This is a genomic window from Neptunomonas sp. ABH4_499, from assembly GCF_056160565.1.
In genome coordinates, this window is sequence record NZ_JBSWXK010000014.1 from 14,948 (window position 1) to 30,369 (window position 15,422).

Consider the following 15,422-nt stretch of genomic DNA (forward strand, 5'->3'; position numbering starts at 1 on the left):
ACAGCCTCCCGAGCGGCCTGTGGTGATTTTTGCAACACGCCGTTCGAGCCTTTTGCTTTGAAGAATCGAACTCTCACCCCATTGTTGGTACTAACCCACTAACGAATCCTTTTTAATGAATTGGGCGGCTACAAAGCGATTGTGCTTTGCTGGCCTTGCAGGATAAGGAGCAACGATGAGCGATTTACACTCTCCCCTTCAGGTGGGCGCACTCACCTTACAAAACCGAATCTTGATGGCACCGTTAACGCGTTGTCGTGCGGATGAGCATCATGTCCCAACGGATTTGATGGTGGAGTATTACGCGCAGCGGGCCTCTTCGGGCTTGATCATCGCCGAGGCGACCATGGCGATGGAGGGCTGCTCAGCCTTCTGGCGTGAACCTGGCATCCACAGTGAAGCGCAGGTGGCGGGCTGGAAGAAGGTAACCGAGGCCGTGCATAAAAAAGGCGGTAAGATTTTCCTGCAAGTCTGGCACGGTGGCCGGGCGTGTCATCCGGCGCTGAACGGAGGTCGTGTACCAGTCGCGCCGAGCGAAATTGCGATCACCAGTGACGATGTACACACCCCAGAGGGTAAGCAGGCCTACACAACCCCACGCGCGCTGAGCGATGCTGAGATTCCAGAGATCATCTCAGGCTTCAAAAAAGCGGCTGAAAACGCCAAACGTGCGGGTTTTGATGGCATCGAAGTGCACGGAGCCAACGGCTATCTGTTGGATGAGTTCCTACGCGATGGTGCGAACAAACGCACAGGGCCCTACGGGGGGCCGATTGAAAACCGCGCTCGACTGCTCCTAGAGGTGATTGAAGCCGTGATCCCTGTCTGGGGGGCTGACCGCGTGGGCGTTCGTCTGTCACCGCTCAACAGCTTTAACAGCATGAAAGACTCGGACCCTGTAGGGCTAATGACCTACGTTTCCAAAGCGCTGGATGCGTATGGACTGGCGTATTTGCACTTGATGCGCAGCGATTTTAAAGGGGAGCAACACGCCGATGTGATCACCCCTGCCCGCACCCACTTTAAAGGCCCATTGATTGTGAACATGGGCTACGATCAAGCGGAAGCGGATCAAGCAATTGTGCACGGTAAGGTGGATGCGGTGGCCTTTGGCGTACCGTTTATTGCTAACCCAGATTTGCCACGTCGCTTTAAAGAGGGGGCACCACTGAATGAAGCGAACCCAGAGACCTTTTATAGCCAAGGGGCTGCAGGGTATGTGGATTATCCGTTCTTAGCGGATTAAGCCCCCTGCTGGCTGACGCGTTGTGTTTGTCGTGTGCAATGAACAAAGCTTGCGATGAACACGGCGGTAAACAGCAGCACAATGGTCGGCGCTGGGGCGCTGTCGATAAAAAAAGACAGATAGACCCCGGCCACCGAACAGACCACAGCAACGGCTGTAGCAATCAGCAGCATGCGCTCTAGCCGGTCGGTCAGCAAAAACGCGATGGCACCAGGGGCGATTAACAACGAGATCGCCAGCACAAGGCCGGTGGCTTTTAGCGCCGTCACCACCGTTAATGTGATCATGCACAGCAATAAGTAATGAAGTAGCTTAGGTCGAAGCCCTACAATGCGGGCATGGGCCGGATCAAAAATAAACACGCGAAAATCCCGCCACTTTAACGCCAAAATCACCACCAAAAGCGCACTGATTACAGCCGTTGAGATCAAATCCGATCGGCCAATCCCCAGCATATCGCCAAACAGAATGTGATCCAGATGCACCTCAGGCTGGATTTTCAGGTACAGCACTAAGCCAAGCGCAAACATCCCGGAAAACACGATGCCCATTAAGGTATCGCGCTTCACCCGCGAGTGTTCTTTGAGAAAACCGATCAAGAGCGCGCAGATTAACCCCGAGGCAAACGCCCCCACCGATAACGGAGCGCCCACGCTGTAAGCGATCACGATGCCGGGAAAGACCGCATGGCTCATGGCATCGCCCATCAGAGCCCAGCCTTTAAGCACCAAAAAGCAGGACAGTAAGGCGGTGGGCAGCGCAATCATGATGGCAATCAGCAGCGCGTACACCATAAACCGAAACTCTAACGGCGCCGTTAGCCACTCCAAGCTCATGAGGCGGCTCCTGTGTGCTTAGGACGTTTGCTGGCCAGCCAGCCATGCTTGGGCGCAAAGAAGAAGGCCAGTAAGAACAACAGGGTTTGTAAGATCACCACAACGCCGCCGGTCGCACCGTCCAAAAAGTAGCTGGCGTACGCCCCAATAAAGCTTGTCAGTGTGCCAATGGCGATGGCGATGATCAGTAATTTGGGGAAGTGGTCGGTCAGCAGGTAGGCGGTGGCCCCAGGGGTGACGACCAAGCAGATCACCAAGAGCGCTCCTACGGTTTGCAACGCTGCGACGGTTGAGGCCGCCAGTAAGGTGAAGAACACCAGTTTGAGTACGGTAGGACGGATGCCGATGGATTGAGCGTGGTTTTCATCAAAAAACAGCACCAGCAAGTCTTTCCATTTAACGGTTAACACCAGCAAGGTGATGACCGAGATGATCACAATTTGGATTCGGTCAGAGGGCGTAACGGCCAAAATATTGCCCAAGACAATGGTTTTGATGCTGATCGAGGTTGGGTTAAGCGAGGCCAAAAACAGCCCTAATGCAAAGAAGCTTGAGAAGATCAGGCCAATAATCACATCCTCTTTGAGTTTGCTGCGTTGATTTAAAAACAACATGCTCGCGGCCGCGAGCCCTCCGGCAAAAAAGGCCCCCAACGAGAACGGTAACCCTAGCCAATACGCGCCGGCCACACCGGGTACGATTGAGTGCGACAGCGCATCGCCCACTAAAGACCAGCCCTTGAGCATCAAATAGCAGGATAAAAACGCACAGACGGCCCCAACTAGGCTTGCGACCCACATGGCGTTGATCATGTATTGGTAGTGAAATGGCTCCAGAAAACTCATCAGCCGTGGGACTCCGAACGCGCTTGGGCTTTGCGGCTGTGTACTTGGCCGTCCTTGATGATCAGTGGTCGTTCATCGTCACTAATCACGCCGATGCCGTTGTGTTGATCATCCCCCAAAATAAAGTGACGCAGCACCCCATCGAAGGCGCGCTCAAGATTGGTTTGGGTAAAGGTATCGCGAGTCGTCCCATACGCCAGTACGGTCCCTTTGATGATCACGGTGCGATCGCAAAACTCAGGGACTGAGCCTAAGTTGTGGGTCGAGACCAACATCAAGTGACCTTCTTGGCGCAGCTCTTTTAATAAGGCGATGATTTGATCTTCGGTTTTGACATCGACACCGGTAAACGGCTCATCCAGCAGAATCACCTTGGCTTCTTGCGCCAGCGCCCGTGCTAAAAACACGCGCTTTTTCTGACCGCCGGACAACTCGCCGATTTGGCGTTTACGAAGGCCATCCATGTTAACTCGCTCAAGGGCGCGAGCGACGGCGTTGTGATCAGAGGCTTTGGGGCGGCGTAAAAAGCCCATGTGGCCGTAGCGGCCCATCATGACGACATCTTCCACCAACACGGGGAAGTCCCAGTCGACCTCTTCGGCTTGCGGTACATAGGCCACCGCGTTGCTTCGAAGGGCTTGGTTAACCGGCATGCCCAAGATACGGATGGAGCCTTCGCTGATCGGTACAAAGCCCATAATCGATTTAAACAATGTGGATTTACCGGAGCCATTTACCCCCACCAAGGCGGCGATGGTACCGGTTGGGAGTTCGAACTTAGCATGACTTAATGCGGTGTGGCCGTTACGGTAGGTCACCGAAATATCGTTCACCGATAAACCGGCCGGTAAAGTTGCACTATTCATTGAGAGCCTCGGAAGACGCTTGGGTTAAGCCTTGCACCACTGTTTCGGTTGTTACACGTAACAGATCCAAATAGGTTGGCACAGGGCCATCGGCCGCGCTTAACGAATCGACATACAACACACCGCCATAAGCGATGCCGGTTTCCCGAGCGACTTGTTGGGCCGGTTTATCGGAGATGGTGCTCTCGCTAAAGATCACCGGAATGCGGTGCTTACGTACCGCGTCTATCACTTTACGCACCTGTTGAGGGGTGCCTTGTTGATCGGCATTCACCGGCCAAAGGTAGAGTTCGGTAAGATTAAAATCCCGAGCCAGATAACTGAACGCACCTTCACTGGAGACTAGGTAGCGTTGATCTTCTGGGACGCTTGTCAGCGCCTCTCGCAGCGGCGCAATCGCAGCCTGTATCTTGGTTTTGTAGGCGTTGGCGTTGGCGGTGTAACCCTCGGCATTAGTGGGGTCGTATTGGATAAACGCCGCCAGGATGTTATCCACATAGATCAGCGCATTATCAGGCGACATCCACGCGTGCGGGTTGGGTTTGCCGTTGTACGGCCCCTCCGAGATGCTGATGGGCGTAATGCCCTTCGTTAAGATCACTTCGGGCACCTGATCCAAGTTTTGGTAAAACTTCTTAAACCACAGTTCAAGATTAAGCCCATTCGCGAGGATCAGGTCCGCATTGTGCGCCCGTAAAATATCGCCAGGGGTCGGTTGGTACTCATGGATTTCGGCGCCAGGCTTGGTGATCGACTCCACATCAGCCAGATCACCGGCCACATTACGAGCCATATCGGCAATAACCGTAAAGGTGGTCACCGCTTTAAAGCGCTCGTCGCTGAACGCCATGCTCGGGGCGAAGGTCATCAACACCCATGCCATGGCACAGGTCAATCGGCGTATTGTAGGAAGCGTGAACATGACCATCGAAGACCCCTTAGCTTTCGTATAAATGAATAAACCAAGGAAAATGATAATCATTATTGATTGGAAAATAAACGGTTTATTACTAAGAACCGTTTACGGGAGCTGCCTTACTTCCCGATGCAGAAGCTTGAGAAAATCCGCCCTAGCAGATCATCCGAGCTGAATTGACCTGTGATTTCGCCCAGGGCTTGCTGCGCTTGGCGAAGGTCTTCGGCTAGGAGCTCTCCTGCGCCGTTGTAGATCAATTGCTGGTGTCCTGTGGTCAACAGGGTGCTGGCTTGCTCAAGCGCCTCTAGGTGGCGTCTGCGGGCCAAGAAACCGCCTTCGGTGGTGGCTTGATAACCCATGCATTGCTTTAAGTGATCGCGCAGCGCATCGATGCCCAAGTCGGCTTTGGCCGATAGGTGCAGTAAAGGGTAACCGTGTGCGTCGGTCATGCCGATGGTTTCGCCGCTCAAGTCCGCCTTGTTACGAATGACCGTGATTTTGGAATCATCATTAAGCTGATCGACAAACTCAGGCCAGATCTGATGCGGGTCATCGGCAGAGGTTTTGGTGCTATCAACCATCAAAAGGACGCGATCCGCTTTTTGGATCTCATCCCATGCGCGTTGAATCCCGATGCGCTCTACTTCGTCCGGCGCATCGCGAAGGCCTGCGGTGTCGATGATGTGCAGTGGCATGCCATCAATATGGATATGCTCGCGCAGAACGTCTCGCGTGGTGCCTTCGATGTCGGTGACAATGGCGGTTTCACGCCCAGCCAGTGCGTTCAGTAGGCTGGATTTACCTGCATTAGGTCGCCCTGCAATTACTACGCTCATCCCTTCGCGGATTAAGCTGCCCTGCTTCGCTTCGCGCTGAACCGCCTTAAGTTGAGCGATGATCACTTCAAGGTCGGATTGCACCTTACCGTCGGCAAGGAAGTCGATCTCCTCCTCGGGGAAGTCGATCGCCGCTTCAACGTAGATGCGAAGCTGAATCAGGGATTCGACAAGCTCGGTGATGCGGCGGGAAAACTCACCTTGCAGTGAGCGCAGCGCACAGCGTGCCGCATGTTGAGAGGAGCTGTCGATCAAATCAGCGATCGCCTCGGCTTGAGCCAGATCGAGCTTGTCATTCAAGAACGCCCGCTCCGAGAACTCACCAGGACGCGCCAAGCGAGCACCTAAGTGCTGCACGCGCTGCAACAGAAAATCCATCACCACCGGGCCACCGTGACCTTGCAACTCTAGCACATCCTCGCCGGTGAAGGAGTTGGGACCCGGGAAGTACAGCGCAATCCCCTCGTCCAACTCGTTGCCGTCGGCGTCCTTAAACGGGCTGTAATGCGCGTAGCGTGCCTTGGGCGTGTAGCCTAAAACGGCTTCGGCAATCAACGCGGCTTTCGGGCCAGAGACGCGAACAATCCCCACGCCACCACGACCTGGGGCGGTGGCTTGAGCTGCGATGGTGTCTTGTGTGTAGCTTGTCATGGTGATCGTTTTCGTTGCGGTTAAACACAAAAGGCTCCCGAAGGAGCCTTTGTTATGGTCGGGAGGTCATCTTAGGATGACTTATCCCCTGCTTCAATCTGTTTGTTGATCACGTATTGCTGTGCGATCGACAAGATGTTGTTCACAACCCAGTACAGGGTCAGACCTGCAGGGAACCACAGGAAGAAGAAGGTGAACAGGATTGGCAGCATCTTCATCACCTTCGCCTGCATTGGGTCTGGCGGTGTTGGGTTCAGCATCTGCTGAATGAACATGCTCGTCCCCATCAGGATTGGCAGGATGAAGTATGGGTCTTTAGCGGACAGGTCACTTAGGTATAAGAACTCAGCGTGACGCAGTTCGACAGACTCGGCCAGTACCCAGTAGAGCGCGATGAAGATTGGCATCTGAACCAAGATTGGCAGACAACCACCCAGTGGGTTGATCTTCTCTTTTTGGTACAGCTGCATCATCGCCTGAGACATCTTCTGACGGTCATCACCGTACAGCTCTTTCAGACGCTGAAGTTCTGGGCCAAATTTACGCATCTTCGCCATGGATTTGAACGCTTTAGCGTTCAGCGGGAACAGTACCGCTTTCACCAGCAGCGTAATACCGATGATCGCAAGACCCCAGTTACCCAAGAAGCTGTGCAAGAATTTCAGGATTTCGTACAGCGGAGAGGCAATCCACCACAACCAGCCAAAGTCGATGGCAAGGTCTAGGTTTGGTGCCACTTGCTCCATCTCTTCGATGTCTTTCGGGCCAGCGAAGAAGCGCGCACCAACGGTTGAGCTCTCGCCCGCAGGTACCGTCAGCTTAGGAGACATAAAGCCGATGATGTAGTTACCGTTCGCTTTACGTGAGCTGTAGGTGTATTCAGCACCCGGCGCTGGGATCCAAGCACTGGCAAAATAGTGCTGGTTCATCGCTACCCAACCGTCTTGTGACGTCTCTTTGAAGTTGCCATCTTCGTCGATGTCATCAAAGGTGTACTTGCGGTAGTTGTTCTCAGTGGTTGAGAACACAGGGCCTAAGTAAGACTGCATACCCATGTCAGGCGAGCCGTTTGGATCGGCGCTGCGGTCACGCTTGATCTGACCAAACAGGTTAGCGGTGTAGTCTGCATCTGTCGGGTTGTTGATCACGTAGTCTACGGCGATGGTGTGAGAACCTTCGCTGAACGTGAAGCGTTTCGTGACTTCAATGCCGGATTCCAGAGTGGTTGTCAGGTTAACCACTAACGAGTCGTCGCCTTCTTTCAGCGTGTACGTATCCGCATCGGCGCTGTAAGTCGCACGGCCTTGCGCATTGTCTGGGCCTTGTGGGCCAGTCAGACCGCTTTGCGCAACGTAGGTGCGATTTTGCGTTTGCTCCATCAGGACAAACGGCTGCTCGCTGTTGAGGCTTGCTTTGTGCTCAGGCAGGGCAACTTCAATGATGTCGCCGCCACGTGTGTCGATCACAACGTCCTGAGTTGGGGTGATGACTTTGATCAGCTTGGCGCTGGCAGGAGCATCGGCCACCGCTTGTGGCTCGTCGGTGCTCGGTACGTCAGCGGTTTCGCTGACCGTAGCTGCGTTAGGCAGATCACCACCGGTGGATTGTTCTTCATAGGCGGAAACCGATGCTACCGGTGCCTGATTTTCAGGTTGGCCGTATTCTTGGTTCCACTTGATGATCAAGACATAGGAGATCAGGGCCAAGGCGCCAATGAGGGTAATTCGCTTAAAATCCATGGTTAAGACCGTCTATCTTGGTTCTTGGATGTTTGAGTTGTTTTGCGAATCAGGCGTTGCCAGCACTTCTTCGACAGTTGTTGAAGCTCTTCATGGCTCAGGTCGCCCAAACCGGGACGCGCCAATACAACCATGTCGATGGCCGGTAAGTTATTCTGATTCAGGCGAAAAGACTCGCGAATGATACGCCGAACTTTGTTTCGTTTCACGGCTCTGCGTACATTTTTTTTGGAGATGACAAACCCGATGCGTGGATGATCGAGATTGTTTGGGCGGGCGAGGATTAAAATCCTCTGGTCGGGTACTTTGACCTGAACGTTATCAAAGACGGATTTGAAATCCCCGGCCGCGAGCAGACGCAGCTGCCGGGGATAGCCGTATTCGGTCATTCAACGATGAACCAGACCTAACGACTGCAAGCCAAATTAGGCAGACAGACGCTTGCGGCCTTTCGCACGACGACGGTTGATCACAGCGCGACCGTTTTTAGTAGCCATGCGAGCACGGAAACCGTGAGTACGTGCACGTTTTAAAACGCTTGGTTGAAATGTTCTTTTCATCAGTCAGTCCTGTAAATGCTTTATTGCTCGATTTTGGCTGGCTGAAGCCCAGTGAGCAGAAAATTTAAGGCACGAGATTGTAGTGAATCCTCTTTATGAGATCAAACCTTTTTAGGCGTAAAACTGCAGTTTTCTGGGGTTTTTACAGCCTTTTCTTTTTACATACCCGACGTTCGGAACAAAGTTGTTTAAAAGCCAAAAAAATCTTAAATCTGTGAGTTAAATTCTAAAAACCTAATTATTTCAATAATATAAATTGTTAATAATGCTGTGGTTAAATTGTAATCAATCTGTTCAAAAGCGGTTTTTGGGTTGGTTTTGGTGGATTTTTGTGCGGATGTCTCTGTGTCTTGTTTTTTAAGCTGTGAACAACCAAAAAAAGTTTTCACATTTGTGGATAAGTGGTTGATCTCACGTTAGAATAGCGGCCATTCATATGGATTGACTGTTCGCGGAGCGTCTTCGGCTTATGTCGTCACAATTATGGGAACAATGTCTGCCTAATTTGCAGAGCGAGTTTCCCACCCAACAATACAACACTTGGATTCGTCCTTTGCGTGCAGAGGAGAGTCAGGGTTCTGTATTGGTGTTGGTGGCGCCGAACCGTTTTGTTCGCGATTGGGTGAACGATAAGTTTTTGTCTCGTATCCGTCAGGTGGTGTGTGATGTGTCAGGTGACATCAGTGCGGACGTTCGCATCGAGGTCAATCAGCAAGGCGCAGCGCATTTAATGTCGCGACGCATGCCCCCTGCTCCGCCCCGTCCTCGTCCGGCAGCGCCACCTTCGGCGCCGGTTCCTCAGCCTGCAGCGCAGCCAACCCCAGCGCCAGCCGCCAGTGTTATAGCTTCGGAATTGGCAGGTACGCAAGACAGCTATTCGTCGCCAGCCAGTGCTTCAAGTCATGAGTTTGAAGATGTGGTGATGCACAAGAATGAGCATCCTGTAGCCGAAGTAAGTACTTACTTACATCCTCAAGGTCAGCTTCAACCCCAGTTGGAGTTGGATGTGGGTGTGGTTGAGCCAGAGCGCAAAGTGGATGTTGAAGGCGGTCTTCGTCACCAATCCAACCTGAACGAATCTTTCACGTTTGAATCCTTCGTTCAGGGTAAATCGAACCAGTTAGCTTTAGCGGCCGCTCAGCAAGTAGCGGATAACCCAGGCGGTGCTTACAACCCACTCTTTATCTATGGTGGTGTTGGTTTGGGTAAAACCCACTTAATGCACGCGGTGGGTATGGAGATGCTGCGCCAAAACCCGAACGCTAAGATTGTGTATTTGCACTCCGAGCGATTCGTGGCGGACATGGTTAAAGCCTTGCAGCTGAATGCGATCAACGACTTTAAGCGTTTTTACCGCTCGGTCGATGCTTTGCTGATTGATGATATTCAGTTCTTCGCCGGTAAAGAGCGCTCCCAGGAAGAGTTCTTCCACACCTTCAACGCCCTGTTGGAGGGTGGTCAGCAGATGATTCTGACCTCCGACCGCTACCCAAAAGAGATCCACGGTGTTGAAGAGCGTTTGAAATCCCGCTTTGGTTGGGGGTTGACCGTCGCCATCGAGCCGCCTGAGCTTGAGACGCGTGTCGCCATCGTGATGAAAAAAGCCGAAGAAGCGCGTATCTCCCTGCCGGATGATGCGGCGTTTTTCTTGGCGCAAAAGATTCGATCCAATGTGCGTGAGCTTGAGGGTGCGTTAAAACGCGTCATCGCCAATGCGCATTTCACCGGTAATGCCATTACCACACCTTTTATAAAGGAATCCCTTAAGGACCTGCTGGCATTACAGGACAAACAAGTTAGTATTGACAATATTCAGCGTGTGGTCGCCGAGTATTACAAAATTAAGATATCCGATCTGCTCTCTAAGCGTCGGAGTCGCTCGGTAGCACGGCCTCGTCAGGTGGCGATGAGTCTTGCTAAAGAACTCACCAATCACAGCTTGCCGGAAATCGGTGAGGCGTTTGGTGGTCGCGATCATACGACGGTGTTGCACGCGTGTCGTAAGATTAAACAACTGCGCGAGACCGATACGGATATCCGCGAAGATTATCAAAACCTGTTGCGTCATCTGACCGCGTAACAGTGGAGCGAACTAAGGTAGGTAGCCATGAGATTCGTCATTTCACGTGAAGCACTGATTAAGCCATTACAACTGGTGGCGGGCGTTGTCGAACGTCGTCAGACCCTTCCAGTCTTATCCAACATTCTGCTGGTTGCAGAAGGTGATCAACTGTCCATGACCGGTACGGACTTGGAGGTTGAGCTGGTTGGTCGTGTGGTGCTTGAAGAGCCCGCCGAAGCAGGCTCTGTCACTGTACCGGCGCGTAAGTTGATGGATATCTGTAAATCCCTACCGGATGATTCGCGCATTGAATTAAAGCTGGATGGTCAGAAGATGATCATCAAGTCTGGTCGCAGTCGTTTTACGCTGTCCACGCTGCCGGCGGCTGAGTTCCCGAATGTGGAAGACAGCCCGCAAACGTTTGATTTGACGTTGTCGCAAGGTCAGTTGCGTAACTTGATCGATCAAACCGGCTTCTCAATGGCGCAACAGGATGTTCGTTACTACCTGAACGGCATGTTGTTGGAAATCATGGACAACTCGCTGCGCACAGTAGCAACCGATGGTCACCGTTTGGCGACCTGTGTTGCCGGCGTAGAGACCTCGCAGACTCAGCCGCAACAGATCATCGTGCCGCGTAAAGGTATTTTGGAGCTGGCTCGCTTGCTGCAAAGCGGTGAAGAGCCGCTTAAGTTGGTAATCGGCGCAAGCCACATCCGTGCGCACGTGGGTGATTTTACCTTCACCTCTAAGCTGGTTGATGGCAAGTTCCCCGATTATCAGCGCGTTATCCCGCGCAACGGTAACAAGACGGTACTGGGTGACCGTCAGGAGCTGCGTAAAGTGTTCAGCCGTATTGCGATCCTCTCCAACGAGAAGTACCGCGGTGTACGTCTGTCGCTGACCAACGGTTTCTTGCAGGTTATGGCTAATAACCCGGAGCAGGAAGAAGCGGAAGAGACCATCGCGATCGATTACCAAGGCGAGCCGCTCGAAATTGGCTTCAATGTGAACTACCTGTTGGATGTCTTGTCGATTTTGAACACCGACATCGTCCGCTTTACGCTGTCTGATTCAAACAGCAGCGCGCTGGTACAGGGCTTCGATGAAGACGATAGCCTGTACGTTGTTATGCCAATGCGTATGTAATCCGTCAGGATCTGTACAGCGTCTTAAAGGCGCTGTACGCCCTCTATGCCGATCACCTCACTTCGCATCCAAAACATCCGTAACCTCTCTGAGATCGCTTTTGAGCCCGCCTCGCGAATCAATATCGTCCATGGCGCTAACGGCAGCGGTAAAACCTCTTTGCTTGAGGCCATCCACTTTTTAGGCCTGACCCGCTCGTTTCGCACCCATCAGTTTCGCTATTTGGTCAGCTCTGAGCATAAGTCGTCTCTGGTCTTTGCCGAGGTGCAAAGCCGTGTCGATACCAAGCCACAGCCCTTAGGGGTGACCCGAGCGGTCGATGGCGCGGTGAATATTCGCTACGCGGGCCAAACCATGGAGCTGCCGGATTTGGCAAGCTTGTTGCCCCTTCAGGTCATCAATACCGATACGTTTGATCTGTTAGAGGGCAGCCCGTCGATTCGACGACAATTCATCGATTGGGGCGCGTTTCACGCGGATGCTCGGTTTATTCATGTCTGGCGTGGGTTTAAACGTGCATTACAGCAGAGAAATTCCCTACTGAAATGTGGTAAAATCGACCGCACTTTACGGCAGATTTGGGATAAAGAGCTGGTTCAGTACGCTGAGCCGCTTACGAATCTTCGTCAGCAGTATATTGAGCAGTTAATACCGGATTTTGAAGCGATTTTATCGCGCCTGAATGCCGATCTTGATGTGCGTCTTAAGTTTTCTCCGGGCTGGGATCAATCCATCCCGCTGGATGAGTTACTTGAGGCCAACTTTGAGCGAGATTTAAAACAAGGCTTTACTGGATCAGGCCCACAGCGTGCCGATCTTCGCGTTAAAGCCGATGGGGTCAGCGCCGCTGAGCGTCTGTCCCGTGGGCAAAAGAAACTGGTCGTCAGCGCGCTTAAATTGGCACAGGGTAATGTGTTTCACCGAATGAGTGAGCGCCCTTGCATCTACTTAATTGACGATTTGCCATCAGAGCTCGATGAAGCCCATTGCCGGTTTTTCTGCGAGTTTTTGGAAAACACACATAACCAATGTTTTATCACCTGTGTTGATCCGGCTGCCTTGCTGCCGTATTGGAAGGAAGACACAGAGCTGGCCTGCTTTGAGTTAAGCCAAGGCCAACTGATCGAGACAGATTGAGTCAGGAGACAGCCATGAGTGGCGAAGAGACTAATTACGATTCAAGTAGTATTAAAGTCCTGAAAGGCTTGGACGCTGTTCGTAAGCGCCCGGGGATGTACATCGGTGACACCGACGACGGCACCGGCCTTCACCACATGGTTTTCGAGGTTGTTGATAACTCCATCGATGAAGCATTGGCAGGTCACTGTAGTGAGATCAATGTCACGATCCACACTGACGAGAGCATCTCGGTATCGGATAACGGTCGTGGTATCCCGACCGACATCCACGAAGAAGAAGGTGTGTCGGCGGCCGAAGTTATCATGACGGTCCTTCACGCCGGCGGTAAGTTCGACGATAACAGCTACAAGGTATCGGGCGGTCTTCACGGTGTGGGTGTATCGGTGGTAAACGCCCTGTCCTCTGAGCTGATCTTGACGGTCCGTCGCAAAGGTCAAGTGCACCAGCAAAAATACGTTCATGGCGTTCCACAAGCCCCTCTGGCGGTGATTGGCGAAACGGATGAGTCAGGTACTGAGATTCGTTTTAAAGCCTCTGAAGAGACGTTTGCGTTTGTTGAGTTCCAGTTTGATATCCTTGCTAAGCGTTTGCGTGAGCTGTCCTTCTTGAACTCCGGTGTGCGTATTGTCCTGACGGATGAGCGCGCTGGCCGCCAAGAGATCTTCGAATACGCCGGTGGTTTGGGGGCGTTCGTGGACTTCTTGAACAAGAACAAGACAGCGGTTAACAAGATTTTCCACTGCACGGGTATGCACGAAAACGGTGTGGGCGTTGAAGTCTCTTTGCAATGGAACGACACCTATCAAGAATCGATTCACTGTTTTACCAACAACATACCTCAGCGCGATGGCGGTACTCACTTATCAGGCTTCCGTGCAGCATTAACCCGTACGCTGAACAACTACATTGAGTCTGAGAATCTTAACAAGGGTAATAAGACCGCAACCTCGGGCGATGACTGCCGCGAAGGTCTGTGTGCGATTATCTCGGTTAAAGTGCCGGACCCTAAGTTCTCATCCCAGACCAAAGACAAACTGGTTTCGAGCGAAGTAAAAACCGCGGTCGAGCAGATCTTTGCTCAGTACTTTGTGGATTACCTGCAAGAGAACCCGCAAGAATCCAAAGCGGTCGTCAACAAAATGATCGATGCGGCGCGTGCTCGTGAGGCGGCGCGTAAAGCACGTGAAATGACCCGTCGTAAAGGTGCTTTGGATATCGCAGGTCTGCCAGGTAAGCTTGCAGACTGCCAAGAGAAAGACCCTGCGCTTTCCGAACTCTACCTTGTGGAGGGTGACTCCGCGGGTGGTTCGGCTAAGCAAGGTCGTGACCGTCGTACCCAGGCGATTTTGCCGTTGAAAGGTAAGATCCTGAACGTCGAAAAAGCGCGTTTTGATAAGATGCTGACCTCGGCTGAGGTAGGTACTTTGATCACGGCACTGGGTTGCGGTATCGGTCGTGAAGAGTTTAACCCAGATAAATTGCGCTACCACAGCATCATCATCATGACCGATGCGGACGTCGATGGATCGCATATCCGTACCCTGCTTCTGACCTTCTTCTTCCGTCAAATGCCGGAATTGATCGAGCGCGGTCATGTGTACATTGCGCAGCCACCACTGTTTAAGATCAAGAAAGGCAAGCAAGAGCAGTATCTGAAAGATGAAGATGCGCTTGAAAACTACCTTCTGCAAGGCGCGTTGGATGGTGCAAGCTTCCACGTAAATGAAGATGCTCCTGCGGTATCGGGTGCAGCGCTTGAAGCTTTAATCAATCAGTACCGTAACGTTGAGTATGTCATTGAGCGTTTGAGCAAGCTTTACTCTGCACAGGCGATGACCCAGATGATCTATCTGCCGGTATTAACGCCTGAGATGCTTTCTCAGCGCGAAACGGTTGATGGCTGGACGGCAAACCTTCTTAAAGCGTTGGAAGCTCAGGCGAGCGCGAGTGAGCGCTGGAGCTATGAGGTTGTTGAAGATAAAGAACATCGTGTCTTCTTGCCGCGTCTGGTGTACGTAAACCACGGTGTAGATACGACGTACACCTTCCGTAATGACTTCTTTAACTCTCGCGATTATGCAGCCATTGCGAAGATGTCTGAAGCCCTCTCTGGCCTTCTGGAAGACGGTGCTTACGTACAGCGTGGTGAGCGTAAAGAGCCAGTTGCTAATTTCCGTAACGCCATCGCCTGGTTGTTGAACCAGTCTAAGCGCGGTACGGTGATTCAGCGATACAAAGGACTGGGTGAGATGAACCCAGACCAGTTGTGGGAAACCACGATGGACCCTGATGCGCGTCGTATGCTGCAAGTTACGATTGAAGATGCCATTACCGCTGATCAGCTGTTCACTACCTTGATGGGTGACGATGTTGAACCGCGTCGCGCGTTTATCGAGACCAACGCCCTGCACGCATCGAATGTTGATGTATAAGTAGCGGGTCTCTCGGTTAAAAAAAGCAGCCAATCGGCTGCTTTTTTATTGCTTGTCATATTTTTTTAGTGAGATAACTTGTTTCACAGGAATTAGATAGTATTCACTTATGTTGTTAGTGTAACTATCACTTCAGCATTACGG

At 52.2% G+C, this 15,422-nt stretch carries 13 protein-coding genes; 5 read left to right on the top strand and 8 right to left on the bottom strand.

The features are described 5' to 3' along the window. The first annotated feature begins 175 nt into the window (after nt 1–175). Nucleotides 176–1,246: an alkene reductase gene (locus tag ACXAF9_RS14260; RefSeq protein ID WP_475075358.1), complete on the top strand. Its 1,071-nt coding sequence runs from the start codon at nt 176–178 to the stop codon at nt 1,244–1,246. On the opposite strand, the gene ACXAF9_RS14265 is transcribed toward ACXAF9_RS14260, so the two are convergent. The 8 genes from ACXAF9_RS14265 to rpmH form a co-directional block, all read right to left on the bottom strand. Beyond that, nucleotides 1,243–2,082: a metal ABC transporter permease gene (locus ACXAF9_RS14265; RefSeq protein ID WP_475075359.1), complete on the bottom strand. Its 840-nt coding sequence runs from the start codon at nt 2,080–2,082 to the stop codon at nt 1,243–1,245. The two genes, ACXAF9_RS14260 and ACXAF9_RS14265, sit on opposite strands and share 4 nt — an antisense overlap. After that, entirely contained in the window at nt 2,079–2,927 is an 849-nt protein-coding gene (locus tag ACXAF9_RS14270; RefSeq protein WP_475075360.1) for a metal ABC transporter permease, read from the bottom strand. Before ACXAF9_RS14270 ends, ACXAF9_RS14265 begins: the two co-directional genes overlap by 4 nt. Further along, a complete protein-coding gene (locus ACXAF9_RS14275) occupies nt 2,927–3,793 on the bottom strand; it encodes a manganese/iron ABC transporter ATP-binding protein (protein ID WP_475075361.1) in 867 nt (288 codons plus the stop codon). The genes ACXAF9_RS14270 and ACXAF9_RS14275 overlap by 1 nt, the downstream gene beginning before the upstream one ends. After that, nucleotides 3,786–4,721, bottom strand: coding sequence for a metal ABC transporter substrate-binding protein (locus ACXAF9_RS14280; protein ID WP_475075362.1), 936 nt, complete (start codon nt 4,719–4,721; stop codon nt 3,786–3,788). Before ACXAF9_RS14280 ends, ACXAF9_RS14275 begins: the two co-directional genes overlap by 8 nt. Nucleotides 4,722–4,828: 107 nt before the next feature. Next, nucleotides 4,829–6,196 carry a tRNA uridine-5-carboxymethylaminomethyl(34) synthesis GTPase MnmE gene (gene mnmE, locus ACXAF9_RS14285; protein ID WP_475075363.1) on the bottom strand — a complete coding sequence of 456 codons (1,368 nt, stop codon included), beginning with the start codon at nt 6,194–6,196 and terminating at the stop codon, nt 4,829–4,831. Nucleotides 6,197–6,267: 71 nt separating this feature from the next. Next, nucleotides 6,268–7,935 carry a membrane protein insertase YidC gene (gene yidC / locus ACXAF9_RS14290; protein ID WP_475075364.1) on the bottom strand — a complete coding sequence of 556 codons (1,668 nt, stop codon included), beginning with the start codon at nt 7,933–7,935 and terminating at the stop codon, nt 6,268–6,270. A 2-nt stretch (nt 7,936–7,937) separates the two neighbouring features. After that, nucleotides 7,938–8,324 (bottom strand): ribonuclease P protein component, encoded by a 387-nt coding sequence (rnpA, locus tag ACXAF9_RS14295; RefSeq protein ID WP_475075365.1) that lies wholly within the window; start codon nt 8,322–8,324, stop codon nt 7,938–7,940. A 36-nt stretch (nt 8,325–8,360) separates the two neighbouring features. Continuing rightward, a complete protein-coding gene (gene rpmH / locus ACXAF9_RS14300; RefSeq protein WP_475075366.1) occupies nt 8,361–8,495 on the bottom strand; it encodes a 50S ribosomal protein L34 in 135 nt (44 codons plus the stop codon). 469 nt (nt 8,496–8,964) lie between these two features. Between rpmH and dnaA the strand changes: the two genes are divergently transcribed. Genes dnaA through gyrB form a run of 4 tightly spaced genes read left to right on the top strand, consistent with a single transcriptional unit; the run spans nt 8,965 to nt 15,278 of the window. Beyond that, nucleotides 8,965–10,575: a chromosomal replication initiator protein DnaA gene (gene dnaA, locus ACXAF9_RS14305; protein ID WP_475075367.1), complete on the top strand. Its 1,611-nt coding sequence runs from the start codon at nt 8,965–8,967 to the stop codon at nt 10,573–10,575. A gap of 27 nt (nt 10,576–10,602) precedes the next feature. Continuing rightward, the gene (gene dnaN / locus ACXAF9_RS14310) at nt 10,603–11,706 is read left to right on the top strand and encodes a DNA polymerase III subunit beta (protein ID WP_475075368.1); all 1,104 of its coding nucleotides are present in this window, start codon (nt 10,603–10,605) and stop codon (nt 11,704–11,706) included. Between the two features lie 45 nt (nt 11,707–11,751). Next, the gene (recF, locus tag ACXAF9_RS14315) at nt 11,752–12,843 is read left to right on the top strand and encodes a DNA replication/repair protein RecF (RefSeq protein WP_475075369.1); all 1,092 of its coding nucleotides are present in this window, start codon (nt 11,752–11,754) and stop codon (nt 12,841–12,843) included. A gap of 14 nt (nt 12,844–12,857) precedes the next feature. Further along, complete coding sequence (gene gyrB, locus ACXAF9_RS14320; protein ID WP_475075370.1) at nt 12,858–15,278, top strand: DNA topoisomerase (ATP-hydrolyzing) subunit B; 2,421 nt, start codon at nt 12,858–12,860, stop codon at nt 15,276–15,278. Nucleotides 15,279–15,422 lie beyond the last annotated feature (144 nt).

Excerpts from the sequence above, each read along its gene's own strand:
- ACXAF9_RS14260 (WP_475075358.1), top strand. The coding sequence starts at position 176 with ATGAGCGATTTACACTCTCCCCTTCAGGTGGGCGCACTCACCTTACAA.
- ACXAF9_RS14265 (WP_475075359.1), bottom strand. The coding sequence starts at position 2,082 with ATGAGCTTGGAGTGGCTAACGGCGCCGTTAGAGTTTCGGTTTATGGTG.
- ACXAF9_RS14270 (WP_475075360.1), bottom strand. The coding sequence starts at position 2,927 with ATGAGTTTTCTGGAGCCATTTCACTACCAATACATGATCAACGCCATG.
- ACXAF9_RS14275 (WP_475075361.1), bottom strand. The coding sequence starts at position 3,793 with ATGAATAGTGCAACTTTACCGGCCGGTTTATCGGTGAACGATATTTCG.
- ACXAF9_RS14280 (WP_475075362.1), bottom strand. The coding sequence starts at position 4,721 with ATGGTCATGTTCACGCTTCCTACAATACGCCGATTGACCTGTGCCATG.
- mnmE (WP_475075363.1), bottom strand. The coding sequence starts at position 6,196 with ATGACAAGCTACACACAAGACACCATCGCAGCTCAAGCCACCGCCCCA.
- yidC (WP_475075364.1), bottom strand. The coding sequence starts at position 7,935 with ATGGATTTTAAGCGAATTACCCTCATTGGCGCCTTGGCCCTGATCTCC.
- rnpA (WP_475075365.1), bottom strand. The coding sequence starts at position 8,324 with ATGACCGAATACGGCTATCCCCGGCAGCTGCGTCTGCTCGCGGCCGGG.
- rpmH (WP_475075366.1), bottom strand. The coding sequence starts at position 8,495 with ATGAAAAGAACATTTCAACCAAGCGTTTTAAAACGTGCACGTACTCAC.
- dnaA (WP_475075367.1), top strand. The coding sequence starts at position 8,965 with ATGTCGTCACAATTATGGGAACAATGTCTGCCTAATTTGCAGAGCGAG.
- dnaN (WP_475075368.1), top strand. The coding sequence starts at position 10,603 with ATGAGATTCGTCATTTCACGTGAAGCACTGATTAAGCCATTACAACTG.
- recF (WP_475075369.1), top strand. The coding sequence starts at position 11,752 with ATGCCGATCACCTCACTTCGCATCCAAAACATCCGTAACCTCTCTGAG.
- gyrB (WP_475075370.1), top strand. The coding sequence starts at position 12,858 with ATGAGTGGCGAAGAGACTAATTACGATTCAAGTAGTATTAAAGTCCTG.